The organism is Streptomyces sp. NPDC001222 (genome assembly GCF_042896945.1).
Taxonomy (GTDB): Bacteria; Actinomycetota; Actinomycetes; order Streptomycetales; family Streptomycetaceae; genus Streptomyces; species Streptomyces gibsoniae.
This window is the reverse complement of sequence record NZ_JBIAXT010000040.1, coordinates 1-24,044: the sequence shown is the minus strand read 5'-3', so window position 1 is coordinate 24,044 and position 24,044 is coordinate 1. Positions and strand designations below refer to the sequence as shown.

The 24,044-nt window shown below is 72.4% G+C and carries 16 protein-coding genes; 7 read left to right on the top strand and 9 right to left on the bottom strand.

Annotated elements, in window-relative coordinates; translation table 11 throughout:
- Window positions 1-14: 14 nt before the first annotated feature.
- The 3 genes from ACFY2Z_RS35730 to ACFY2Z_RS35720 all read right to left on the bottom strand — a co-directional run bounded on the left by ACFY2Z_RS35730 (window position 15) and on the right by ACFY2Z_RS35720 (window position 3,776).
- Entirely contained in the window at window positions 15-1,280 is a 1,266-nt protein-coding gene (locus ACFY2Z_RS35730; RefSeq protein ID WP_390748152.1) for an NAD(P)/FAD-dependent oxidoreductase, read from the bottom strand.
- Between the two features lie 138 nt (window positions 1,281-1,418).
- Window positions 1,419-2,795 carry a deoxyguanosinetriphosphate triphosphohydrolase gene (locus ACFY2Z_RS35725; protein ID WP_390748151.1) on the bottom strand — a complete coding sequence of 459 codons (1,377 nt, stop codon included), beginning with the start codon at window positions 2,793-2,795 and terminating at the stop codon, window positions 1,419-1,421.
- Between the two features lie 84 nt (window positions 2,796-2,879).
- Window positions 2,880-3,776: a sirohydrochlorin chelatase gene (locus ACFY2Z_RS35720; RefSeq protein WP_390748150.1), complete on the bottom strand. Its 897-nt coding sequence runs from the start codon at window positions 3,774-3,776 to the stop codon at window positions 2,880-2,882.
- A gap of 210 nt (window positions 3,777-3,986) precedes the next feature.
- Here ACFY2Z_RS35720 and ACFY2Z_RS35715 point away from each other — a divergent pair, with 210 nt between their 5' ends.
- The gene (locus ACFY2Z_RS35715) at window positions 3,987-4,682 is read left to right on the top strand and encodes a vancomycin high temperature exclusion protein (RefSeq protein ID WP_390748149.1); all 696 of its coding nucleotides are present in this window, start codon (window positions 3,987-3,989) and stop codon (window positions 4,680-4,682) included.
- Between the two features lie 82 nt (window positions 4,683-4,764).
- On the opposite strand, the gene ACFY2Z_RS35710 is transcribed toward ACFY2Z_RS35715, so the two are convergent.
- Window positions 4,765-5,673 carry an intradiol ring-cleavage dioxygenase gene (locus ACFY2Z_RS35710; RefSeq protein WP_390748148.1) on the bottom strand — a complete coding sequence of 303 codons (909 nt, stop codon included), beginning with the start codon at window positions 5,671-5,673 and terminating at the stop codon, window positions 4,765-4,767.
- Between the two features lie 113 nt (window positions 5,674-5,786).
- Complete coding sequence (locus ACFY2Z_RS35705; RefSeq protein WP_390748147.1) at window positions 5,787-6,197, bottom strand: gamma-glutamylcyclotransferase family protein; 411 nt, start codon at window positions 6,195-6,197, stop codon at window positions 5,787-5,789.
- A 226-nt stretch (window positions 6,198-6,423) separates the two neighbouring features.
- Between ACFY2Z_RS35705 and ACFY2Z_RS35700 the strand changes: the two genes are divergently transcribed.
- The 3 genes from ACFY2Z_RS35700 to ACFY2Z_RS35690 all read left to right on the top strand — a co-directional run bounded on the left by ACFY2Z_RS35700 (window position 6,424) and on the right by ACFY2Z_RS35690 (window position 9,699).
- Window positions 6,424-8,073: a M4 family metallopeptidase gene (locus tag ACFY2Z_RS35700; protein WP_390748146.1), complete on the top strand. Its 1,650-nt coding sequence runs from the start codon at window positions 6,424-6,426 to the stop codon at window positions 8,071-8,073.
- A 334-nt stretch (window positions 8,074-8,407) separates the two neighbouring features.
- Window positions 8,408-8,926 (top strand): hypothetical protein, encoded by a 519-nt coding sequence (locus ACFY2Z_RS35695; protein WP_390748145.1) that lies wholly within the window; start codon window positions 8,408-8,410, stop codon window positions 8,924-8,926.
- 134 nt (window positions 8,927-9,060) lie between these two features.
- Window positions 9,061-9,699, top strand: a complete 639-nt coding sequence (locus ACFY2Z_RS35690) for a class F sortase (RefSeq protein ID WP_390748144.1) — start codon at window positions 9,061-9,063, stop codon at window positions 9,697-9,699.
- 39 nt (window positions 9,700-9,738) lie between these two features.
- Here the strand turns inward: ACFY2Z_RS35690 and nirD are convergent, their stop codons facing one another.
- From nirD to ACFY2Z_RS35670, 4 genes are all read right to left on the bottom strand, one after another.
- Window positions 9,739-10,089: a nitrite reductase small subunit NirD gene (gene nirD, locus ACFY2Z_RS35685; RefSeq protein ID WP_390748185.1), complete on the bottom strand. Its 351-nt coding sequence runs from the start codon at window positions 10,087-10,089 to the stop codon at window positions 9,739-9,741.
- 5 nt (window positions 10,090-10,094) lie between these two features.
- Window positions 10,095-12,728 (bottom strand): nitrite reductase large subunit NirB, encoded by a 2,634-nt coding sequence (gene nirB / locus ACFY2Z_RS35680; RefSeq protein ID WP_390748143.1) that lies wholly within the window; start codon window positions 12,726-12,728, stop codon window positions 10,095-10,097.
- Between the two features lie 260 nt (window positions 12,729-12,988).
- Complete coding sequence (gene ppdK / locus ACFY2Z_RS35675; RefSeq protein ID WP_390748142.1) at window positions 12,989-15,730, bottom strand: pyruvate, phosphate dikinase; 2,742 nt, start codon at window positions 15,728-15,730, stop codon at window positions 12,989-12,991.
- 503 nt (window positions 15,731-16,233) lie between these two features.
- A complete protein-coding gene (locus ACFY2Z_RS35670) occupies window positions 16,234-17,454 on the bottom strand; it encodes an ROK family protein (protein ID WP_390748141.1) in 1,221 nt (406 codons plus the stop codon).
- Between the two features lie 120 nt (window positions 17,455-17,574).
- On the opposite strand from ACFY2Z_RS35670, the gene ACFY2Z_RS35665 reads away from it, so the two are divergent.
- The 3 genes from ACFY2Z_RS35665 to ACFY2Z_RS35655 all read left to right on the top strand — a co-directional run bounded on the left by ACFY2Z_RS35665 (window position 17,575) and on the right by ACFY2Z_RS35655 (window position 23,892).
- Window positions 17,575-19,377 carry a hypothetical protein gene (locus ACFY2Z_RS35665; RefSeq protein ID WP_390748140.1) on the top strand — a complete coding sequence of 601 codons (1,803 nt, stop codon included), beginning with the start codon at window positions 17,575-17,577 and terminating at the stop codon, window positions 19,375-19,377.
- Window positions 19,374-21,311 carry a glycogen debranching N-terminal domain-containing protein gene (locus ACFY2Z_RS35660; protein ID WP_390748139.1) on the top strand — a complete coding sequence of 646 codons (1,938 nt, stop codon included), beginning with the start codon at window positions 19,374-19,376 and terminating at the stop codon, window positions 21,309-21,311. The genes ACFY2Z_RS35665 and ACFY2Z_RS35660 overlap by 4 nt, the downstream gene beginning before the upstream one ends.
- A 949-nt stretch (window positions 21,312-22,260) precedes the next feature.
- The gene (locus tag ACFY2Z_RS35655) at window positions 22,261-23,892 is read left to right on the top strand and encodes a sulfatase-like hydrolase/transferase (protein WP_390748184.1); all 1,632 of its coding nucleotides are present in this window, start codon (window positions 22,261-22,263) and stop codon (window positions 23,890-23,892) included.
- Window positions 23,893-24,044: the final 152 nt, after the last annotated feature.

Here is a 24,044-nt window from a genome sequence, read left to right as displayed (position 1 = left end):
CGGCGGCCGTCGTGTCAGGGGACCAGGCTCTCCAGCGGTACCCCGGGGTCCGCCAGTGCCTCCTGGTCCACCGGTGTCCTGGCCCGGATCAGGTTCTGGATCCGCTCTGTGACGTCCCACACGTTCACGTTCATCCCGGCCAGCACCCTCCCCTCCTTCAGCCAGAACGCGATGAAGTGCCGCTTGCCCACGTCACCTCGCAGCACCACCTCGTCGTACGACCCGGGCGGCGCCCACCCCGAGTACTCCATCCCCACGTCGTACTGGTCGGAGAAGAAGTACGGCACCCGGTCGTACGTCACCTCGCGCCCGAGCATCGCGCGAGCGGCCGCCGGACCGCCGTTCAGCGCGTTCGCCCAGTGCTCCACGCGCAGCCGGGTGCCGAAGAGTGGCAGGTGGAAGGAGGCGATGTCGCCGGCCGCGTGGATGTCGGGGTCGGAGGTGCACAGCCGCTCGTCGACCACGACGCCCCCGCCGTGCGCGCGGTCGGCGATCTCCAGGCCCGAGGACTCCGCGAGCGCGGTGCGCGGCGCGGCGCCGATCGCGGCGAGCACGTCGTGCGCCGGGTGCTCCTCGCCGTCGTCGGTGCGGGCGGCCAGCACCACACCGTCCTGGCCGACGATCTCGGTGAGCCGCACCCCGAAGCGGAAGCGGACGCCGTGCTCGCTGTGCAGCTCGGCGAAGAGGCTGCCGAGCTCGGGGCCGAGGACCGCGTGCAGCGGGGTCGGCTCGGGCTCGATGACGGTGACCTCCGCGCCGTACTCGCGGGCCGCGGCGGCGACCTCCAGGCCGATCCAGCCGGCACCCGCGATCACGAGATGGCCGTTGTCCCGGCCGAGTGAGGTGAGGACGCCCTTGAGGCGCTCGGCGTGGGCGAGGCGGCGCAGATGGTGGACGCCCGCGAGGTCCGTGCCGGGGATGTCGAGGCGGCGCGGCTCGGCGCCGGTGGCCAGCAGCAGCTTGTCGTAGTGGACGAGGGTGCCGTCGTCGCCGAAGCGGACCGTCTTCGCCGCGCGGTCGATGGCGTCCACGGTCTGGCCGAGATGGAGCTCGATGTCGTTGCGCGCGTACCAGGAGGGTTCGTGGACGAAGACGCTGTCGCGCTCCTCCTTGCCCAGCAGATAGCCCTTGGACAGCGGCGGTCGCTCGTAGGGGTGGTCGCGTTCGTCGCAGATCAGTATCACGCGGCCGGTGAAGCCCTCCGCGCGGAGCGTCTCGGCCGCCTTCGCGCCGGCGAGACCTCCTCCGACGATGACGAATGTCTGATCCGCGTCGACCACTTGATGCCTCCTCGTAAGGATGTCGTCACATGGGAGCGTCCCGCACGTGGTGTGCTGCGGGAAGAGGGGGTGGCCCGATCAGGCCACTCAGGGTCACCTCCGGGACCCGTACGTCCCGGCTGTCTCAGTGTGTGCGGGTCACCCGGGTCCCGTCAGCCGGGCGTGCAGGGATCCCGCCGAGGCGTCGGTGAGCGAGGCGATCTGGTCGACGATCACCCGCTTGCGGGCGCGGTCGTCGGCCGCCTCGTGGAACAGCGCCCGGAACTGCGGGTCGAGCCCTTCGGGCGCGCGGGCGGTGAGCGCCTCGGCCAGTTCGGCCACGACGATCCGCTGCTCGGCACGGATCCGCTCCTGCTCGGCGCGCTGCATCACATACCGGTCGGCGACCGCCTTGAGGACCGCGCACTCCATGCGGGTGCTTCTGGGGACGACGAGTTCGGCGGCGTACCGGGTGAGGCGGCCGCTGCCCCAGGCCGCCCTGGTCGCGCCCTCCGCGGCCAGGCAGAAGCGGCCGATGAGCTGGCTGGTGGCGTCCTTCAGCCGGGCCTGGGCGACGGCGGAGCCGTCGTAGCCGTGCGGCCACCACTCCTGGGACAGCAGCCGGTCGAGGGCTTCGGCCAGTTCCTCGGGGTCGGTGTCCGCGGCCACGTAGCGTCCGAGGGCGACGGCGAAGACCGCCTGCCGCTCGGGTTCGGCGTGCAGACAGCCCGGGTCGACATGACCGGCGTGCAGGCCGTCCTCGAAGTCGTGCACCGAGTAGGCCACGTCGTCGGACCAGTCCATGACCTGGGCCTCGAAGCAGGTGCGGTCGTCGGGGGCGCCCTTGCGGAACCAGTCGAAGACGGGCCGGTCGTCCTCGTACACCCCGAACTTCGGGGACGCCGGGTCGGCGGGGTGGGCGCCGCGCGGCCAGGGGTACTTGGTGGCGGCGTCGAGGGCGGCGCGGGTGAGGTTCAGCCCCACGCTGACGAGTTCGCCGGTGCCCGGGCTGCGCACGAACCGCTTGGGCTCGATCCGGGCGAGCAGGCGCAGGGACTGGGCGTTGCCCTCGAAGCCGCCGCAGTCCCGGGCGAACTCGTTCAGCGCCTGTTCGCCGTTGTGCCCGAAGGGCGGGTGGCCGAGGTCGTGGGAGAGGCAGGCGGCCTCGACGAGGTCCGGGTCGCAGCCGAGGGCCGCGCCCAGCTCCCGGCCGACCTGGGCGCACTCCAGGGAGTGGGTGAGCCGGGTACGGGGGCTCGCGTCCCAGGCGTCAGTGGGGGTCCCCCCTGATCGAGCGGAGCCGAGAACCTGGAGGACGCTGCCCGGGGTGACGACCTGGGTCTTGCCCGCCAGACGGCGCAGCGCCGCCGAGTGCAGCACGCGGGCGCGGTCGCGCTGGAAGGCGGTGCGGCCCGGGCGTTTGTCGGGCTCGGCGGCCCAGCGCTCGGTGTCCGTGTCGTCGTAGGCCCGAGCGGTCGCCGGACCGTCCCCGTACCGCGCGGAGGTCGTGTGGCCCTTCGGTGCAGTCCCGTCCATGACCCGACAGTAGACGCAGCCGGTGACAATCGGGATGTCGGAGTCCGCTTGGACTCGGCCGTTTCCCGCGCGGCCCGGTCGCGGTCAGGCCGACGCCAGGGCGTGGACGGCGGCCGGCTCGGGGGCCGCGAGGGCCTGGTCGTAGCGGTGCAGGACCAGACGGGCCACTGCCGGGTGCGCGCCGAGCGGGGCGGCCGCGATCCAGGGGGCCGCCGCGGCGCACTCGGTGGCGAACCGGCCCGGCGCCGCGAAGTACGAGGAGACGGCGATCCGGTGGTGGCCGCGGGCGCCGAGCGAGCGCACCGCCGCGGACACGGTGGGCGTGGCGGCGGAGGCGTAGGCGGGGACGACGGGCACCCCGAGGCGTTCGGCGAGGAGCCGGGCGGTGCGGCGGGTGTCGGCGGCGGAGTCGGGGTCGCGGGAGCCGGCGGCGGCGAGCACCACCGCGCTCGCCCGGCGCCGGGCGTCGCTCCCCTCGGCCGGCCAGCCGGCCTCGACGAGCCGGGCGTAGAGCGTCTCCACGAGCAGGGGGTGCGGGCCGAGCGGGGCGGCCACACGGGTGCCGGCCCGCGCCGCGCCGGCCATCTCGGGAATGTCCCGCTTGACGTGGTGGCCGCGGCCGAGGAGCAGCGGTACGAGTACGGCCCGGCCCTCGCCGAGGGAGGCGAGCGTGTCGGGGAGCAGCGGCGCGTTCAGCTCGATGTGGCCGAGGCGCACCGGCAGCCGGGGCCGCAGCTCGCGCACCCGTTCCGCGAGGGCTCCCACGGTGGACAGGGCCCGCGGGTCGCGGCTGCCGTGCGCGACGAGCACCAGCGTGGGCGGGGCCGGGTGCCGGGTGCCGTCGCGGGCGACGAGGCTGAGCCGGCTGCCGAGCTCGCCGGCGATCCGGTTCATGAGCTGCGCCGCGCTGTCGAGGCCGGCGCCGTGGGGCGACCGGCCGCCGGGGCGGGACTCGTCGGGGGAAGGGTTCGACGCCGTCATGGACCGATCCTGGCGGTGCCACGTTGCCGTGCCGTTGCAGGGCCGTGACGGGTGTTTTCCGGGGTTTCACGGTGGCGGGGCGGGTGGTGTGATGGGGCGCCCGGGGACCGGCGGCACGCCGGGCGAACCGGAGCACCGTACGCCGCGTCTCCACAGACGACGACCGGCGACGACCGGTGACACCACCGAATCCCGGGGGGACGCGTTTCGATGGGCCTGCCGCGCCTGAGGATCCGCAGACCGAGGCTGCCGCGCACCCGCGCCGGGCGGCGGCGCACCGTACAAGGCCTGGTGCTGCTGTGCGTCCTGGCGCTGCTGCCGTCGACCTGGCTGTATCTCGCCGCTGACGACCGGCTGCGCGCGGTCGCGGACGTGCCGCGGACGGAGGTCGCCGTGGTGTTCGGCGCGGGTCTGTGGGACGGCGAGCCGTCGCCGTACCTCGCCCACCGTCTGGACGCGGCGGCGAGGCTGTACCGGGAGGGCCGCATCGGGGTCGTGCTCGTCACCGGCGACAACAGCCGTGCGGACTACGACGAGCCGGACGCGATGCGAACCTATCTGACGCGGCACGGTGTGCCGGACGAACAGATCGTCAGCGACTACGCGGGCTTCGACACCTGGGACTCGTGCGTCCGTGCCCGGAAGATCTTCGGCGTGGACCGGGCGGTCCTGATCAGCCAGGGCTTCCACATCCGCCGCGCGGTCGCCCTGTGCCAGGCGGCGGGCATCACGTCGTACGGCGTCGGCGTCGACGACAAGCACGACGTGACCTGGTACTACGGCGGCACCCGGGAGGTCTTCGCGGCGGGCAAGGCGGCCCTGGACGTGGTGTTCCACCCGGACCCGAGGTTCCTCGGCCCGCGGGACCCCGGGGTCGCGAAGGCCCTGGCCGCGGCCGGGAAGTAACGGCCGGAGCTCCGGGCGCAAGGCGGCGCCGGGCAGCTGGGGCTGTGGCCTCGAGGAGGCGCCGGGCCATGGCCCGCCGGGCTCAGGGAGACGGGGGGTTCGCGGGGCGGGAGGCGCTCGCGGCGCTGTCCGGTGCCGGTGTCCTCGCGGTGCGCGGGGCGCTCGTCGCGGACAGCGAGGGCTCCCGCGCCGGGTCGATGCCGATGGTCAGCACCCCGACGAGCCCCCTGTCCACGCTCCCCGTGACGCTCATCAGTCCGTCCTTCCCGCCGCCCCCGCGGTACACCGGGTCCTCGGCGAGCAAAGTGCGTGTGCCGGTGCGCCGGGTGTACGGGGACTTCGCGTACACCGCGTCGGTCCAGCGGTCGGGGAAGAAGAGCTGTCCGGTCCAGTTGACCCTGCCGCCCCGATAGCCCCGGCCGGTCCGGCTGCCGCCGGTGCGGACCATGACGTTGATGTGCGGGGCCCGGCCCGTGCTCCAGCCGGGGAAGACCGTCGTGAACTCGGCGAGGCCCGCGTCGTCGGTCGTCTGGGCGCCGCGCAGGAACGTCCTGGAGCCGGCAGGGCCGCCCTGTGCGGGTGCCCTGCCGCCCGGACGCGCGTCGGGATGGCCGGAGTAGGAACCCCAGGCGTCGCAGTGCCAGATCTCGACGTCGGCGCCCGCGAGAACGGCGCAGGCGTGCGGATGGTCACGCACGGTCAGCCGCAGCCTCAGCGGAACGCCCTGCCTGCCCTCGGTGACGTCCTTGCGCAGGGGCGCGCCGTCCAGGTGGTGAGGGCCCGGCGCGACACTGCGGTTGAGCACGCACAGCTCGGCGTCCGGTGCGGTGTCCGGCACCCCGTCGCGCCCGGGTCCGGCCCCCTGGCGCCCCCGCGCACCGGTGTCGCCGTCCGAGGAGAGGACGGCGAAGAGCCCGAATCCGAGGACGGCACCCGCGGCGGCCCCGCCGAGCGCGAGTGCCCGCCGCCGGGTGGTGTCGCTGTCGGTCATGGGCGGGACCCTAGGGCCGCGCGGGGCGGCGGCGGGAGGGGACGCACGGTGCGGTCGCCCGCACGAGCGACACGGGGCCGGGGGCTCACAACTCCGCGCAGGGGACGCCCGGCTCAGCCCCGGGCGCGCCAGTCGCCGCCCTCGACGCGTCTGCCGTGCGTCCGCAGCCGTGCCGCGACGGCGGGCCCGGCGACGTACACCCAGGCTCGTACGGTCCGGCCGTCCCCCGTCGTCACCACCCGCGCCACCCGGTCGTAGAGACTGCGGGGGTCGCCCGGCACACAGTCCTCCAGGCGGTCGAGGGCGACGAGGAGCGCGTCGTACGAGCCGGGCAGCGCGGTGACGATGTCGCCGCTGACCGTGCCGCCGTCCGTCTCCACGGCGTACGGGTATCCGGGGCCGTGGTACAGCACGGCCCCGGCCAGCAGCCCCGGTTCCTCGGAGCGGGTGCGGCCGCGCAGGAAGAGGTCGTGGTTGCGCTCGCCGGGGCGCAGGGTCCCGTACACGAAGAACGGCAGACTCACGGGCCCGCCTCCCGGCCGCCGTCCCGGGCGGATCCGCCGGCCCTGACCATGGCCGTCTCCTTCCGCGCTCTACCGAAGCCTTGCAGGAACGATTCTGACCCCTCACACACCTCCGCGAACGCGCTATGGACATGACATGTCATGGACCTTTAAATCTGAGCGACGTCAGGGGACCCACGCCCCTGGCTCCCCACACGCGCCCCCGGGCGCCTTCCCGAGGAGACCGATGAGTCGGATACGGCACATCCGAGCTTCCCGTCTCGCCGCGGCCGGCACCGCCGTGACCACCGCGGCCCTGTTCGCCGCCGCGCTCGCCCCGGCCCCCGCCGCCGGCGCGGCCGACAGACCCGGCCGCGCCACCGCGATCGACCACGCCACTGCGGCGCTGGTGCACCAGGCCTCGCGTCTGGGCCTCACGCCGGCGGAGGGCACCAGCGTCCGCGACGTCGTCGTCGACGCGAACGGCACCCAGCATGTGCGCTACGACCGAACGTACCGTCACCTCCCCGTCCTGGGCGGCGACTTCGTCGTCCACCTCGCCCCGAGCGGCACCTACCGCGGCGCGGACCTGGCCACCCGGCGCACCGTCTCCCTGCCGACCGTCACCCCCTCGGTCAAGGCCCCCAAGGCCGCCGACCTCGCCTCCGCCGCGCTGCGTGCCGCCAACGCCGGAGAGCTGCTGAAGAACGTGACCGCCAAACCGCAGCTCGTCGTCGACGCGCTGCACGGCGCGCCCCGGCTGGCGTGGCGCACCGACGCGGTCGGCCAGGACTCGCTCGGCAACCCGGTCGCGCGCACGGTCCTCACCGACGCCCGCACCGGCCGGCAGATCGACGCGTGGGACAGCATCGAGACGGCGACGGGCGACGGACAGTCCCTCTACAGCGGCACGGTCCCGCTGGAGACCACGCAGTCCGGGTCGACGTACCAGCTCAAGGACGCCACGCGCGGCAACACGTACACCGGCGACGCCGCGAACAAGACGGACCTGTGCTTCCTCGGGATCTGCTTCAGCCGCGCCCCCGCCACCCTGTTCACCGACGCCGACAACCACTGGGGCACGGGCGCGACGTCCGACCGCTCGTCGGCGGCGGTGGACGCGCAGTACGGCACCGACGAGACCTGGGACTACTACAGACAGGTCCACGGGCGGAACGGCATCGCGGGCGACGGCAAGGGCTCGTACAACCGCGTGCACTACGGCAACAACTACAACAACGCCTTCTGGGACGACAGCTGCTTCTGCATGACGTACGGCGACGGCGACGGGACGACCTTCGGGCCGCTGGTGGCGCTGGACGTGGCGGGCCACGAGATGTCCCACGGCGTGACGTCGAAGACGGCGGCGCTGACGTACTCCGGCGAGTCCGGCGGCCTGAACGAGGCGACCTCGGACATCTTCGGGACGCTGGTGGAGTGGTACGCGAACAACTCCTCCGACCTCGGTGACTACCTCATCGGCGAGAAGATCGTCCGCTCCGGCTTCGGCAAGTCGGCGCTGCGGTACATGGACCAGCCGTCCAAGGACGGAAACTCGGCGGACTGCTGGAGCAGCTCGGTCGGCAACCTCGACGTCCACTACTCCTCGGGCGTCGCGAACCACTTCGCGTATCTCCTCGCGGAGGGCAGCGGCGCGAAGACTCTCAACGGTGTCAGCTACAGCTCCCCCACCTGCAACGGCTCGACGGTCGCGGGCATCGGCCGGGACAAGCTCGGCAAGATCTGGTACCGGGCCCTGACGGTCTACATGACGTCCTCGACGAACTACGCGGGCGCGCGCACGGCGACCCTGAACGCGGCGAAGGACCTCTACGGCGCGGGCAGCGCGGAGTACAACGCGGTGGCCGCGGCATGGAGTGCGGTGAACGTCGGCTGACGGGCCGTCATGACTGACCGGACCGGGTGCCGGGGAGTCCACGCTCCGGCGCACGGCCGGCCACCCGCCCTGTCCCGGTCACCCGTTCATCGCCACTCCTCCAACTTTCGTGATCTTTTCCGCGACGGTCCCGCCGTGCGGTCGTGACCTGCACAAACGCCTCCAGGGTTCACCCGCGAGGACCGCGGCTGAGCACCCGTTCGCCACAATGCCGACGCATCGTCGACGAGCGGCAGCCGCCCGGTGCGCTTTTCCTCGGAAGAGCAGGGGCACGACCGACACAGCGGCATGCTGGGGATGCCGCGGGCCGTGCCCTCTCGGAGGAGCACACACGATGCGACGTACGGCCCGTCTGCTGACCGGCACCGCGCTCGCCCTCGGCGCCGCGGTCCTCGCCGCCGCGCCCGCGTACGCCGGTGACACCGGAATCCTGGAGGTCTCCCCCTCCGCCGTCGTCCCCGGCGCGCAGGTCACCGTCAACACGGCGGCGTGCGGAGCGAACCGCGCGGCGGCGGGCGACGCCAGCGCGGTCGGGGCCGGCCAGTTCGTCATCGCGCCCGGCACGCACCAGCAGTACGCGAGCGGGCAGTTCCGGGTCCCGCCGGGCGCGCAGCCCGGCACGTACGAGATCGTCGCCAAGTGCTCGGGCGGCGCACACGCCACCGTGACCGGCGATCTGACGGTGACCCTGACCGCGGCCCAGACCCAGCCGCGGGGAAGTGTGAAGACGGGGGTCGGCGGCGCACTGGGCCCCGACCCCGTGAAGACCGCGGCCGGTGTGGCGGCTCTCGCCGTCGCCGCCGCGGGCGGTACCTGGCTCCTGCATCGCCGACTACGAGGCGACGAGATGTGAGCGGACGCCCCCGCGCTGTCCGCTCACCGGTACCGCCCTCCCCATCCCCCTCCGGGTCCGACTGCCCCTCGCGGCCCGGAGGGGGTCCCCAAGGCCCACGGTCCTCAGGGCCGCCGGTCCCAGAAGGAGGACCCGTGCGCAAGGTCGGCAGGTCCGGCACGGCCGGCGACGTCGTCATAGCGTCCGTCACGGTGATCGCCCTGTGCTCGGGGGTGTGGCTGCTGCGCGGCGCCGCCGAGACCCACGCCCCACCGCAGCCCTCGGGCACACAGACGGTCGCGCACGTCGGACGCGAGCCGGCCGCCGTGTCCGCGCTGCCGCCCTCGGTCCCCGACCGGATACGCATCCCCGCGATACGCGTGGACGCCCCGCTGATGGGACTCAGGCTGACCCGCACCGGCAGCCTCGACGTCCCGCCCGCCGCCTACAAGAACCTCGCAGGCTGGTACGAGGCGGGCACCATGCCCGGCGAGACCGGCACCGCGATCGTCGCCGGGCATGTCGACAACGCCGAGGGCCCGGCGGTCTTCTACGGCCTCGGCGCACTGGGCAGGGGCAGCACGATCGAGGTCGACCGGCGCGACGGGTCGACGGCCGTCTTCACGGTCGACTCGGTCGAGGTGTACCAGGCGAAGGACTTCCCCGACCAGAAGGTCTACGGGGCGGCGCCCCGCCCCGAACTGCGGGTCATCACCTGCGGCGGCGGCTACTCCAGGACGACGGGCTACCAGGGGAACGTGGTCGTCTTCGCGCATCTGACCGGCAGCCGCTGACGGCCCGGCAGAGTCGCGGAGTACGGCGAAGTGGCGTGTTCAGACCGCCCGCACCTCGTACGTCGCCAGCCGCACGGTCTCGTCGTCCAGGCACTGCCCCGACAGCAGGTCGAAACGCTGCTTGAGAAGCGGCGAGGCCACATAGGGCCGGCCCTCGTGGGTGCCGGTCAGACCGCGCGAGAGAACGGCGGCTCCGCCGAACGGGTCGCGGTTGTCGACGGCGTACAGCCGGCCCGCCCGGTCCAGGAACAGGGCGACCTGACGGCCGTCCGGCAACAGCGCCGCCACCCCGCGCCCCGGCGTCAGCAGGGCGAGGTCGCAGAGGGTCAGCCAGTCCTCCCCGAAGCGCAGTTGGACGCTCAGATCCGTCTTCTCGGGGGCCAGGGTCAGCAGGGTCATCGCGAGGCACTTCCTTCCAGAGGGCGCCTGCCGAGGGTCAGCAGCGGCAGGTCGGGCTTGATCTGGCCGCGCTCGGCGACGAAGCCGACGACCGGATCGGGGGTGTCGGGGGCGTTGACGAAGGACACGAACCGGGCCAGCCGCTCCGGGTCGCCCAGGGTCTCGGCCCACTCGTCGCGGTAGTTGGCCACATGCGCGGCCATCAGGTTCTCCAGCTCCCCGCAGATACCGAGCGAGTCGTGCACGACCACGTCCCGCACATGGCCGAGGCCGCCCGGGATCCGCTCCAGCCAGGCCGAGGTGCGCTCCAGGGGGTCGGCGGTACGGATGTAGAACATCAGGAAGCGGTCGATCAGCCGGACGAGTTCGGCGTCCGACAGATCCTGGGCGAGCAGATTCGCGTGGCGCGGGGTGGCGCCGCCGTTGCCGCCGACGTAGAGGTTCCAGCCGCCCGCAGTGGCGATCACCCCGAAGTCCTTCGACTGGGCCTCGGCGCACTCCCGGGCGCACCCGGAGACCGCCGACTTCAGCTTGTGCGGGGACCTCAGGCCCCGGTAGCGCAGCTCCAGGTCGATCGCCATGCGGACCGAGTCCTGGACGCCGTAACGGCACCAGGTCCGGCCGACGCAGGACTTCACGGTGCGCAGCGCCTTGCCGTACGCGTGCCCCGACTCGAAGCCCGCGTCCACCAGCCGGGCCCAGATGAGGGGGAGCTGCTCGACCCGGGCGCCGAACAGATCGATGCGCTGACCGCCGGTGATCTTCGTGTAGAGGCCGAAGTCACGGGCGATCTCACCGATCACGATCAGCTTCTCCGGGGTGATCTCACCGCCGGGGACCCGGGGCACGACGGAGTACGACCCGTTCTTCTGCAGATTGGCGAGGAAGTGGTCGTTGGTGTCCTGCAGGGCGGCCTGCTCCCCGTCCAGGATGTGTCCGTCGGCGCCGATCGAGGGAGCGAGCGAGGCGATGATCGAGGCCACCGCCGGCTTGCAGGTCTCGCAGCCGTCGCCGCCCCGGGCCCCCTGTCGGCCGTGGCGCTCCAGCAGATCGCGGTACGAGGTGACCCGCAGCGCCAGGACGATCTCGTACAGCTCCTCGCGGGTCTGCGCGAAGCAGCCGCACAGGCCCTTGTCGATCTCGATGCCGCCCGCCTCCAGCTCGGCGTCGACGAGCTGCCCCAGCACCTTCAGACAGCTGCCGCAGCCCGTGCCGGCCCTGGTGCACTTCTTGACCTCCGGCACCGTCGTACGGCCTTCCTCGGTCACCGCGGCGCGGATGGTGCCCTTGGTGACATGGTGGCAGGAACAGACGACCGCCTCGTCCGGCAGCGCCGACGGGCCGAGCTGCGCCGGGCCGCCCGAGCCCGCCGGGAGCACGAGCTGCTCGGGGGCGACGGGCGGCACCGAGCCGGTGAGCGCGCGCAGGGTCCCGTACGCCTCCGCGTCGCCGACCAGGATGCCGCCGAGCAGTTCGCCGTCACGGCCGATGACCAGCTTCTTGTACGTGCCCGAGCGGGCGTCCGCGTAGACGACGTCGAGGCAGTCGGCGGTGGTGCCGTGCGCGTCACCGAAGGAGGCCACGTCCACGCCGAGCAGCTTCAGCTTGGTGGACAGGTCGGCGCCGGTGAACGCGGACCGGTCGGCCTCGTCGGCGGCGATCGTCGCGGCGGCCGTCTCGGCCATCTCGTAGCCGGGCGCGACCAGGCCGTAGACCCGGCCGTCGGCCGCCTGCGCGCACTCGCCGATCGCGAACACCCGCGGGTCGCCGACGGTGCGGCAGCGCTCGTCGACCGTGATGCCGCCGCGCTCGCCGACCGGGAGGCCGCAGTCACGGGCGAGCTGGTCGCGGGGGCGCACCCCGGCCGAGAACACGACCATGTCGGTGGCGAGCAGGGATCCGTCGGACAGTCGCATGCCCGTCACCGCGCCGTCCTCGCCGGTGCGGATCTCCTGGGTGCCGGTGCCCGTGTGCACGGTCAGGCCCATGTTCTCGATGGTGCGCAGCAGCGCGGCGCCACCGCCCTCGTCGACCTGCACCGGCATCAGGCGCGGCGCGAACTCCACGATATGGGTGGCAAGGCCCAGTCCCTTGAGCGCGCCGGCCGCCTCCAGGCCGAGGAGACCGCCGCCGACCACCGCGCCCGTGGCCGCCCCCGCCCTCGCGTACTCCTCGATCGCGAGCAGGTCCTCGATGGTGCGGTAGACGAAGCAGCCCGTCGCGTCCCTGCCCTCGACGGGCGGGACGAAGGGGAAGGAGCCGGTGGCGAGGACGAGCGTGTCGTACCGGACCGTCAGCCCGGACCGGGCGGTCACCGTGCGCGCCTGCCGGTCGACGGAGGTCACCGGGTCGCCGAGATGCAGCTCGACACCGTGCCGGTCGATGAACTCCGGTTCTGCCAGAGATAGTTCGTCGGGGGTCGTGCCCGTGAAGTACGAGGTGAGGTGGACTCGGTCGTAGGCGGGGCGGGGCTCCTCGCCCAGCACGACCACCCGGTGCGTGGCGGTCAGACCGCGCTCGGCGAGCGCCTCGAGGAAGCGCTGGCCGACCATGCCATGGCCGACGAGCACGATCGTGGGGGTGTCTGCGAGTCCGGTGCCGGTCGTCGCCGCGCGCATGTCCGAGGTCATGCACCGCAGCGTGCGGCGCCGACGTTACCCGGCCGCATCACCCCTGTTTCCCGGGCGGAACGCTGCGCTCAGCGGGGGCCGGGCGCCGGTGTGAGGGGGGACGAGCGCCCACCGGGCCGGGGCACGGCATACGCCGCGTACGGCGAGAGGACGGCACCCCCCGCACAGGGGTGCCGCCCTCTCTGGATGGTCCGGAGCCGCCTTCGTGAGTCGGTGAGGGTCGGGTACCGACGACGGCTCCGGAGGTCTTGCGGTGTGCGTCAGCGGTGGTCGCTGCCCTGCGACTGCGACGCCGCCCGGCCCGCCTCCAGGCGGGCCACCGGGATCCGGAACGGCGAGCAGGACACGTAGTCCAGCCCCACCTCGTGGAAGAAGTGCACCGACTCGGGGTCGCCGCCGTGCTCGCCGCACACACCGAGCTTCAGGTCGGGCCGGGTCTTACGGCCCGCCTTGGCCGCGTCACGGACCAGCTTGCCGACGCCGTCCCTGTCGATGGTCTCGAACGGGGAGACGCCGAAGATGCCCTTCTCCAGGTAGGCCGTGAAGAAGCTGGCCTCCACGTCGTCCCGGCTGAAGCCCCACACCGTCTGGGTGAGGTCGTTGGTGCCGAAGGAGAAGAACTCGGCGGCCTCCGCGATCTGTCCGGCCGTCAGGGCGGCGCGCGGCAGCTCGATCATCGTGCCGATCGCCAGCTTCAGCCGGGTGCCCGTGGCCTCCTCGACCTCGGCGATGACCCGGTCCGCCTCCTCGCGCACGATCTCCAGCTCCTGGACCGTGCCGACCAGCGGGATCATGACCTCCGCGCGCGGGTCGCCCTTCGCGGCCTTGCGCTCGGCCGCCGCCTCGGCGATCGCCCGTACCTGCATGGTGAACAGGCCCGGGATCACGAGGCCGAGTCGCACGCCCCGCAGGCCCAGCATCGGGTTCTGCTCGTGCAGCCGGTGCACGGCCTGGAGCAGGCGCAGCTCGTTCTCGTGCGGCTCCTGGCGGGACTCGGCCAGCGCCACGCGCACCGACAGCTCGGTGATGTCGGGCAGGAACTCGTGCAGCGGCGGGTCGAGAAGGCGGACGGTCACCGGGAGCCCGTCCATCGCCTCGAAGAGCTCGACGAAGTCCTTCTTCTGCAGCGGGAGCAGTTCCTTCAGGGACTCCTCGCGCTCGGCCTCCGTGTCGGCCAGGATCAGCCGCTCGACCAGCTCGCGCCGGTCACCGAGGAACATGTGCTCCGTGCGGCACAGGCCGATGCCCTGCGCGCCGAAGCGCCGCGCGCGCAGCGCGTCCTCGGCGTTGTCCGCGTTGGCGCGCACGCGCAGGCGCCGCTTGCGGTCGGCGAACGCCATGATCCGGTGCACCGCCTCGACCAGCTCGTCGGCGTCGTCGGCGCCCGCGTGCATCCGGCCCTCGAAGTACTCCACGACCGGGGAGGGGACCACCGGGACCTCACCGAGGTAGACCTTGCCGCTCGACCCGTCGATCGAGATGACGTCGCCCTCCTCGACCACATGGCCGCCGGGCACGGTCATCCGCCGGCGCTTGGTGTCGACCTCCAGCTCCTCCGCGCCGCACACACACGTCTTGCCCATGCCGCGCGCGACGACGGCCGCGTGGGAGGTCTTGCCGCCGCGGGAGGTGAGGATGCCCTCGGCCGCGATCATGCCGTCGAGGTCGTCGGGGTTGGTCTCACGGCGGACCAGGATGACCTTCTCGCCGGAGCGCGACCACTTGACGGCGGTGTACGAGTCGAAGACCGCCTTGCCGACCGCCGCGCCCGGCGAGGCCGCGATGCCCCGGCCGACCTGCTCGACCTTCGCGCTCTCGTCGAACCGCGGGAACATCAGCTGCGCGAGCTGCGCGCCGGTGACGCGCTGGAGCGCCTCGGCCTCGTCGATCAGGCCCTGGTCCACCAGCTGGGTGGCGATACGGAAGGCGGCGCCCGCCGTGCGCTTGCCGACGCGGGTCTGGAGCATCCAGAGCTGACCGCGCTCGATGGTGAACTCGATGTCGCAGAGATCCTTGTAGTGGTTCTCCAGGGTCTCCATGATCTGCATCAGCTGGTCGTACGACTTCTTGTCGATCTGCTCCAGCTCGGCGAGCGGGACCGTGTTGCGGATGCCCGCGACGACGTCCTCGCCCTGCGCGTTCTGGAGGTAGTCGCCGTAGACGCCCTGGTGGCCGGAGGCGGGGTCGCGGGTGAAGGCGACGCCCGTGCCGGAGTCGGGGCCCAGGTTGCCGAAGACCATCGAGCAGACGTTGACCGCCGTGCCCAGGTCGTGCGGGATGCGCTCCTGACGGCGGTAGAGCTTGGCGCGGTCGCCGTTCCAGGAGTCGAAGACCGCCTTGATGGCGAGGTCCATCTGCTCGCGCGGCTCCTGCGGGAAGTCGCGCCCGGCCTCGGTCTTGACGATCTTCTTGAACTTGGTGACCAGCTTCTTGAGGTCGGCGGCCTCGAGTTCCGTGTCGACCGTGACCTTCTTGGCCGCCTTGGCCGCCTCGAGCGCATCCTCGAAGAGGTCGCCCTCGACGCCGAGCACGGTCTTGCCGAACATCTGGATGAGGCGGCGGTACGAGTCCCACGCGAAGCGCTCGTCGCCGGCCTGCTTCGCCAGACCCTGCACCGACTTGTCGGAGAGGCCGATGTTCAGGACGGTGTCCATCATGCCGGGCATGGAGAACTTCGCCCCGGAACGCACCGAGACCAGCAGCGGGTTGTCGGCCTGGCCGAGTTTCTTGCCCATCCGGTTCTCGAGGGCGGAGAGGTGCGCACTCACCTCGTCACGCAGTGCCGCGGGCTCCTGGCCGCTGTCCAGGTAGACCTTGCAGGCCTCGGTGGTGATGGTGAAGCCCGGAGGGACGGGCAGACCGAGGTTGGTCATCTCGGCGAGGTTCGCTCCCTTGCCGCCCAGGAGGTCCTTGAGGTCCCTGTTGCCCTCGGTGAAGTCGTAAACGAACTTCACACCCTCCACGCCGTTCTCCGTTACGTGGGGATCTTTGTTTTCCGACACGGTCTCGACTCCTCGAGGACGCGGTGGCTGCCCTGACGGCGAGGAACATACCCAGATCGAAGGAGCCTGGGTACGTCCACTTGCGCGTCATGCGCCTGTAACCACTCGTCCGCCACTGGATCGAAAGTCAAAGCTTCGCAAGCGCCGACCGGGGGATGTTTTCACTTCTTGAACGCACCAACGCCCGTAGGCCCGCTTTACTGCTCGGATGAGCATCTCTCGCCACGTTTGATTTCGATCGATGAACGATCAAAGGGTGGCACTGAGTGCCACCCTTTGAGAAGTGCAGTCGCCCAAGATCTGCTCATCTGAGCGCAACCCCTATCAGGGGTGGCGAGAATCACGCTATGCGAGGCAGCCCGTTTTCACCATACGGACGCCCGTACGGACGGAAATATCCGCGTCATGCGCACGACACCTCGGAGGGCATCGCACCTCCGGTCCGCACCTCCGGACCGCATCGCACCTCCGGACCGCATCGCACCTCCGGACCGCGTCGTGCCTCACACCCCGAGCGCGAGCAGCCGTTCCTCCACCCGTTCCGGGGCGTAGAGGTGCTCGACGACCAGGGCACCGGCCCCGACCAGGCCCGCCCGCTCCCCGAGCCGGGAGGTCACCACGTCCAGATGCCCGGTGGAACGCGGCAACGCCCGCTGGTACAGCAGCTCCCGCACCCCCGTCAGGAAGGGCGTTCCGGCCAGATCCCCGGCGATCATCAGCACCCCAGGGTTCAGCAGCGTCACGACCGTCGCGAGGACGTCCCCGACCCGTCGTCCGGCCTCCCGGGCGAGCGCGGCGGCCTCCGGGTTCCCCGCGGCCAGCAACTCCCGCACGTCCGAGCCGGAGGCGGCCCGCACCCCCTTCTCCGCGAGCCGGCGCGCGACGGCACCGCCGCTCGCCACGGCGGCGAGACAGCCGTAGGAACCGCACCGGCACAGCGCACCCGAACCCTCGGGGACCCGGATGTGGCCGATGTCCCCGGCGCCGCCGTCGACGCCCCGGTAGATCCGGCCGTCGACGACCACTCCCGCGCCGATGCCGGTGGACACCTTGACCAGCACGAACGCCGAGCAGTCCGGGTGCGCGACACGCTGTTCCCCGTACGCCATCAGGTTCGCGTCGTTGTCCACGAGCACCGGTACGTCCAGGGCGCCGTGCGCGTGCTCGGCGAAGGCGCGGCCGAGGCGCCCGCGTATGTCGTACGCGTCCCAGCCGGGCATGATCGGCGGCTGGACGACCCGTCCGGTGTCGCTGTCCACGGGTCCGGGGACGGCGAGCCCCATCCCGCAGACCTCGTGCGCCCCGTGCCCCGCCTCCTCCAGCAGCCGGGCGAACCGGCGGCCCAGTTCGCCGAGCACGGCGTCCGGGCCCTCCTCAATGACCAGGACTCCGGTGTGCTCGGCCACGATCTCCCCGGTCAGGGAGAGAACGGCGGCGCGGGCGTGCCGGGTGTCGAGGTCGGCGGCGAGCACCACGGCGTGGGCGTCGTCGAACTCCAGGGTGATCGAAGGGCGCCCGCCCAGCGGGGAGTCCACCGGTCCGCCCGCGCCCTCGCGCAGCCAGCCGGCCCGGAAGAGACGGTCCAGGCGCTGCCCGACCGTGGCCCGGGACAGGCCCGTGGCCTGCTGAAGGGCACCACGGGTCGTGGCGCGGCCGCTGCGGACCAGTGCGAGCAGATCTCCCGCGCCGGCCTGCCGACCCGGCGTCCCGGCTCTTCCTCTCATGCGCACCCCCTTGCGTTCACCAACCGCGCCTTACATAGTGAGTTTTGCATGTTAAATAGACGTAACTCCACGGTAGCCACCGCCGAACCGAGCGGCAGGACGTCGTTCAGGGAGACCTGAGTGGACCGCACTACCCGACTCACCGCCCGCCGTACGGCACTCGCCGGTCCCGTACGCACGCCCGGCACGCCACCGGCGCCCCCTCCGCGCGTCGCCCCCCGCCCCGGACCCGCCGTATACGGTCCGTCCACACACCGGGGGGCGCTGCACGCGAGGGCCGCACAGGTGCTCGAGGGAAACTGGACGGGCACCTCCACGGTGCCGTCGCACAGCCTGTACCCCCACCAGTGGTCCTGGGACTCCGCGTTCATCGCGATCGGCCTGCGCCATCTGTCGCCGCTGAAGGCGCAGACGGAACTGGAGACGCTCCTCGACGCCCAGTGGGCGGACGGACGCATCCCGCACATCGTCTTCAACCCCTCCGTGCCGCTCGACGCGTACTTCCCGAGCCCCGACTTCTGGCGTTCCTCGACCGCGGGGCGTGCTGCGGGCGCCCCGCGCACCGTACAGACCTCGGGCATCGTGCAGCCACCGGTGCACGCGCTGGCGGCCTGGCTGGTGCACCGGGCCGACCCGGAACTGTCCCGGGCGCGCGGCTTCCTGCCCCGCATCCACCCACGCCTCGCCGCCTGGCACCGCTACCTCTTGCACCGGCGGGACCTGGGCGGCGGCGGGCTCGTCTCGGTGGTGCACCCCTGGGAGCAGGGCATGGACAACAGCCCCGCCTGGGACGCGCCGTTGTCCCGGATCACCCCGGCCCCGGCCCGCACCTTCCGCCGCGCCGACCTGGACCACGGCGCACCGGAGGACCGCCCCACGGACCTGGACTACGGGCGCTATGTACGACTGGCGGCGGACTACCGGGAAGGCGGGTACGCCGACGGGGAGGGAGGGTTCGCGGTGGAGGACCCGGCGTTCAACGCGCTGCTGATCGCGTCGGAGCACGCGCTGGCCCGGATAGCCCGGGAGCTGGGCGCGACGGGCACCGCCCGCCATGCCCGGGCGCAGCGTCTGACGACGGCCCTCGTGGACCGCCTCTGGGACCCGGCCGAGGGGATGTTCTTCTGCCGGGACCTGCGGGGCGGGGCGGACGAGAGCGGTGCTCTTCATGCGGAGCAGGGCTCTCGGAGGAACGGCGCTCTCCATGCGGAGCAGGGCTCTCGGAGGAGCGACGCTCTCCATGCGGAGCAGCGCTCCCGAAGGAGCGACGCTCTTCATATGGAGCAGCGCTCTCGAAGGAGCGGCGCTCTCCCTTCGGAGCAGCACTCTCGAAGCGGTGCTCTCCCGACGGAGCGGCGCCCTCGGAACGGCGCTCGCTCATCAGAACAGCGCTCCCCCTCCGGCGCCCTCGTCCCCGAGCGCTGCGTCTCCGGGCTCATCCCGTTGCTCCTGCCCACGCTCCCCCGCGACATCGCGGCCGCGCTCGTGCGCACCCTGTCCGGGCCCCACTTCGGACTGGGCGGCGCGACCCGGCTCGTACCGAGCTACGACCTGCTCGGCGAGGCCTTCGACCCGCACCGCTACTGGCGCGGCCCGGCATGGTTCAACATCGGCTGGCTGCTGGAGCGCGGCCTGAGGACACACCGGGAGCAGACGGCGGCCGACGCACTGCGCGAGGCCCTGCTGGAGACGGCGGACACCTCGGACTTCGCCGAGTACGTCGACCCGTACACCGGCGAGGCGTGCGGCGTGCAGGGCTTCAGCTGGACCGCCGCGGTCACCCTCGATCTGCTGCACAACCCCCCACACCCAGCGGTGCATCCGAGAAAGCCAAACAAGGGGGAATCCCTTACCAAACGCGGCGTATCCCCCGCGGACACCGGCACGTTCGACAGGAGTGACAAGGGAGAGGACCGGGGATGACGGACCGGCATCATCTACTCGTGCACGGCGGCACGTTCGCCGCTGTGGGCGACGGCGGCGACATCAGCGGAGTGCGGGGCGGCAACTCCCCGGCCGGGTTCTTCGTACGGGACGCACGGCACTTGAGCCGGTGGCAGCTCACGGTCGACGGCGCGGTGCCCGAGACGCTCACACCGGTCACGGCAGGGGACACGGCACGCTGTGTTCTCGTACCGCGCAGCGGCCGGCAGGAGCCGCCCGCCTACACCCTCTTCCGTGAACAGGCTGTCATGGACGGCGCGTTCGTGGAGTCGCTGCGGGTCACCAACAACCGCCCGGTGCCGACCACGGTACGGGTGGCGGTCACCGCGGACGCCGACTTCACCGACCAGTTCGAGCTGCGCTCCGACCACCGGACGTACGCCAAGTCGGGTGCCGTGCGCTCCCGTCAGGTCCGCGACGACGGCGTGGAGTTCGGCTACCGGCGCGGCGAGTGGCGGTCCGGCACCACCGTCACGTCCGAGCCCCCGCCGGACGGCGTGGAGGAGACCGGCACGGGCGCCCGCCGCCTGGTGTGGACGCTGGAACTCGACCCGCACGGCTCGGCGGAGCTGTTGCTGCGGGTCGCCGCCCGGCCGCACGGGGTCGTGCGGGGCCCTGCGGTCCCGGCGTCCCCCGCCGCAGCCGTCGAGCAACTGCGCGCGCTGGAGGACGCGTTCGTCGAGGGCGTGGCCTTTCCCACCGGCTGGCCCGAACTGGCCACGGCGTGCGCGCAGGGCCTGAACGACCTGGCCTCGCTCCAGGTCCCGGCGACCGGACCCGACGGCGAGGAACTGCTCGTCCCCGCCGCGGGCGCCCCCTGGTTCCTCGCGCTGCTGGGCCGCGACGCGCTCCTCACCTCCCTCTTCGCGCTGCCCTACCGCCCCCGGCTGGCCGCCGCCACCCTGCCCGCGCTCGCCGCGACGCAGGCGACCGAGCTCGGCTCACGTTCGGTGGCCCAGCCCGGAAAGATCGTGCACGAGGTGCGGCACGGAGAGCTGGCGCACTTCGGGCAGGTGCCGTTCGGGCGCTATTACGGCTCGGTCGACGCGACCCCGCTCTTCCTGGTGCTGCTGGGGGCGTACGTCGAGCAGACCGGCGACCTGGCGCTCGCCCGCCGCCTCGAACCGCACGCGCGGGCGGCGATCGGCTGGATGCTGGACCACGGCGGGCTCACCTCCCGGGGCTATCTCGTCTACCGCGCCGACCATGGCGGCCTCGCCAACCAGAACTGGAAGGACTCCCCCGGCGCCATCTGCTCCGCCGACGGCAGCCGTCCGCACGGACCGGTGATGGCGGCGGGCGCGCAGGGATACGCGTACGACGCGCTGCGCCGCACCGCGCACCTGGCCCGCACGGTGTGGGACGACGAGGTGTACGCGGCGCTGCTGGAACAGGCGGCCGGGGATCTGCGCGACCGGTTCCAGCGCGACTTCTGGATGGAGGAGCGCTCCTTCCCCGCGCTCGCACTGGACGGCGAGGGCCGCCAGGTGAACGCGCTCGCGTCGGACGCGGGGCATCTGCTGTGGTCGGGCCTGCTGGACAAGGAGTACGGCGAACTGGTCGGCCGACGCCTGCTGGAACCGGACTTCTTCTCCGGCTGGGGGGTGCGCACCCTGGCCGCGGGCCAGGCGGCGTACCACCCGTTGTCGTACCACCGCGGCTCGGTCTGGCCGCACGACAACGCGCTGATCACGCTGGGCCTGGCCCGCTACGGGCTGCACGACGAGGCCCGTACGGTGGCGAACGCGCTGGTGGAGGCGTCGACGGCGACCGGTCACCGGCTGCCGGAGGCGTACGCGGGCTACAGCCGTGACACCCGTCCGGAGCCGGTGCCGTACCCGCACGCCTGCACCCGGGAGTCCCGTTCGGCGGCGACACCGCTAGCCCTGCTCACCGCGGTCGGGGGCGTCTGACGCGCGTGTCCGTGGAGCCGGGCAGAGCCGGTTGACCTCGGGTTTGCCCGGTGTTTGCCGGGCGCTGGGGCGGCCGGCTTGAACGGAGCCCCGCGGCGGCCCGTACGGGATGACGGCGGGCCCAGCCTCCCCAGCGCGGCCCGCCCCTCCACCACGGGCTTCGCACGGAAGGACCCTCGGGTTGCCTCTCAACACACGTCAACGACAGACGAAGGACAAGGCCGGGGTGGTCGCCGACGGGGTCCTGCCGACGGAGGATGAACAGCCGGACGCGGAGGGGACTGCGGCCGCTCCGGAGACGCCGCCTGAGAAACCGACCCCGGAGCACCAGACGGCGGAGGAACGGCCGTCGGAGTCGTCGAAGCCGTCGGAGCACCCGACCACGGAGGAGCCGGACGGTCCCGACACCGCCGAGGCCGAGGCCGCCCCCACCGACGAGCCCGTTGCCACGGACGAGAACGACGAGGCGGAGGAGACCACTTCCGCCGACACCCCCGTCGCCGCCCCCGCCGAAGGCGAAGCCACAGTCGAGGAAGCGGCAACGAACACGCACGCGGACGTGGACACGACCACGACCGCGGAGACAGACGCAAACGCTGACGCTGACGCTGACGCCGATACGGATGCCGACGCAAAGGCAGAGGTGAACACCGCTGCGGACACGGACGCAGACGCAGACGCAGACGCAGAGACGGAGCCAGAAGCAAACACAGCCGCGGACACTGACGCTGACGCAGAGTCAAATGCGGACGCAGCCGCGGACAAGGTGGCCGACGCAGAGGTACAGGCACAGACAAAGGCAACCCCGCCCGCAGACAAGGAAGCCGACGCGGACAAGGACGCCGGCAACCCCGTACCCGCCGCCGGGGAAGGGGGGACGGCAGCCGGTGTCCCGTCCGCCCGCTCCCGGCGCGGGCGGCGGCTGCGCGCCTGGAAGGAGAACCACCCGATGGCCGCCCAGGTCATCGGGATCAGCGTCTCCGTGCTCGCCGGTCTGTTCGTCGTCGCCTCGTTCGTGCTGCCCAACCGGCCGGAGAACTTCGAGCTCGCCCAGTTCGCCCGGCTCCCGGTGGAGGCGCTGCTCGGCGCCGTCGTGCTGACCGCGCTGCCCCGCCGGCCCCGGCTGATCACTGCCTGGCTCGGCGGCGTCGTGCTCGGCGTGCTGACCGTACTCAACCTGCTGGACGTCGGCTTCTACCAGTACCTCGGCCGCGGCTTCAACGTCATCCTCGACTGGCCGTTGTTCACCGACGCCTACTCCTATCTCCAGGACACACTGGGCGGAACGGGCGCCTTGGGCGTGCTGATCGCGGCGCTCGTCATCCCCGTCGTCGTGCTCGGCGTCTCGGCACTCGCCGTCGTCCGGCTGAGCAACGTGATGGCCCGGCACCGCGCCACCACCACCCGCAGTGTCCTGGTGCTGAGCATGGTGTGGATGACCTGTCAGGCCCTGAGCCTCCAGGTCGCCGGCGTGCCGCTGGCCGCCGAGCACACCGTCACGATGCTCCAGTACCGCTCCGACCGCATCCGGGAGACGGTCCGTGACGAGCGGGCGTTCGGCAAGACGGCCAGGGCCGACACCTTCGGCACCACCCCGGGCTCCCAGCTCGTGCCCGATCTGCGCGGCAAGGACATGATCTTCACGTTCATCGAGAGCTACGGCCGTAGCGCCGTCGAGGACCCGATCATGGCGCCCGGCGTCGACAAGACCCTGGACTCCAGCACCCGGGCCCTGGCGAAGGCCGGCTTCCACGCCAAGAGCGGCTGGCTGACCTCGGCGACCTACGGCGGCAGCAGCTGGCTCGGCCACTCCACTTTCATGTCCGGCCTGTGGGTCAGCAACCAGAACCGCTACCGCACCGTCACCGCGAGCGACCACCTCACCCTCACCGACGCGTTCAAGAAGACCGGCGCCTGGGACACGGTCGGCGTCATGCCGGGTGTGCAGAAGGGCTGGCCGGAGTCGAAGTGGTACGGCCTCGACAAGGTCTACAACGCCTTCCAGCTCGGCTACCAGGGCCCGAAGTTCAGCTGGTCGACGATGCCGGACCAGTACGCGCTGGAGCAGTTCCAGCAGCGGGTGCACGGCAAGAAGCACGACAAGCCGCTGATGTCGTTCGTCATCCTGACCTCCAGCCACCAGCCCTGGGCGCCCATCCCGAAGATGGTCCCCTGGAACCAGCTGGGCAACGGCTCGATCTTCGACGCCATCCAGAAGGCGGGCAACAAGCCGGCGGACATCATCGCCGACCCCGCCCGGTCGAAGGAGGAGTACGGCAAGACCGTCCAGTACTCGGTGACCGCCCTCACCCAGTGGCTGGAGCGCTACGGCGACGAGAACACGGTCCTCGTCTTCCTCGGCGACCACCAGCCGATCTCCCGGGTCAGCGGCAACCACGCCAGCCGTGACGTGCCGTGCGCGATCGTCGCCAAGGACCCGAAGGTGTTCGACAAGATCGCCGACTGGGGCTGGTCGGACGGCCTGCGGCCCGCGCACAACGCGCCGGTGTGGAAGATGAGCGCCTTCCGCGACCGCTTCCTGAAGGCGTACGGCTCGACCCCGCACCCGTCGAAGGGCTGACCCGCCGCCCGAATCCCCGAGGGGGCGGGCCCCCCCCCGCCCGGGGGGGGGGGGGGCCCCGGGGGGCGGGGCGCGGGGGGGGGCCCCCCCCGGGGGGCCCCCCCCCGGCGCGCGGTGGGCCCCGGCCGCGGGACGGGGCGGGGGGCGCCCCG

Coding starts and splice junctions, on each gene's coding strand:
- ACFY2Z_RS35700 (WP_390748146.1), top strand. CDS start 6,424: ATGAGTCGGATACGGCACATCCGAGCTTCCCGTCTCGCCGCGGCCGGC.
- ACFY2Z_RS35720 (WP_390748150.1), bottom strand. CDS start 3,776: ATGACGGCGTCGAACCCTTCCCCCGACGAGTCCCGCCCCGGCGGCCGG.
- ACFY2Z_RS35655 (WP_390748184.1), top strand. CDS start 22,261: ATGGCCGCCCAGGTCATCGGGATCAGCGTCTCCGTGCTCGCCGGTCTG.
- ACFY2Z_RS35715 (WP_390748149.1), top strand. CDS start 3,987: ATGGGCCTGCCGCGCCTGAGGATCCGCAGACCGAGGCTGCCGCGCACC.
- ACFY2Z_RS35725 (WP_390748151.1), bottom strand. CDS start 2,795: ATGGACGGGACTGCACCGAAGGGCCACACGACCTCCGCGCGGTACGGG.
- ACFY2Z_RS35670 (WP_390748141.1), bottom strand. CDS start 17,454: ATGAGAGGAAGAGCCGGGACGCCGGGTCGGCAGGCCGGCGCGGGAGAT.
- ACFY2Z_RS35710 (WP_390748148.1), bottom strand. CDS start 5,673: ATGACCGACAGCGACACCACCCGGCGGCGGGCACTCGCGCTCGGCGGG.
- ACFY2Z_RS35660 (WP_390748139.1), top strand. CDS start 19,374: ATGACGGACCGGCATCATCTACTCGTGCACGGCGGCACGTTCGCCGCT.
- ACFY2Z_RS35695 (WP_390748145.1), top strand. CDS start 8,408: ATGCGACGTACGGCCCGTCTGCTGACCGGCACCGCGCTCGCCCTCGGC.
- nirB (WP_390748143.1), bottom strand. CDS start 12,728: ATGACCTCGGACATGCGCGCGGCGACGACCGGCACCGGACTCGCAGAC.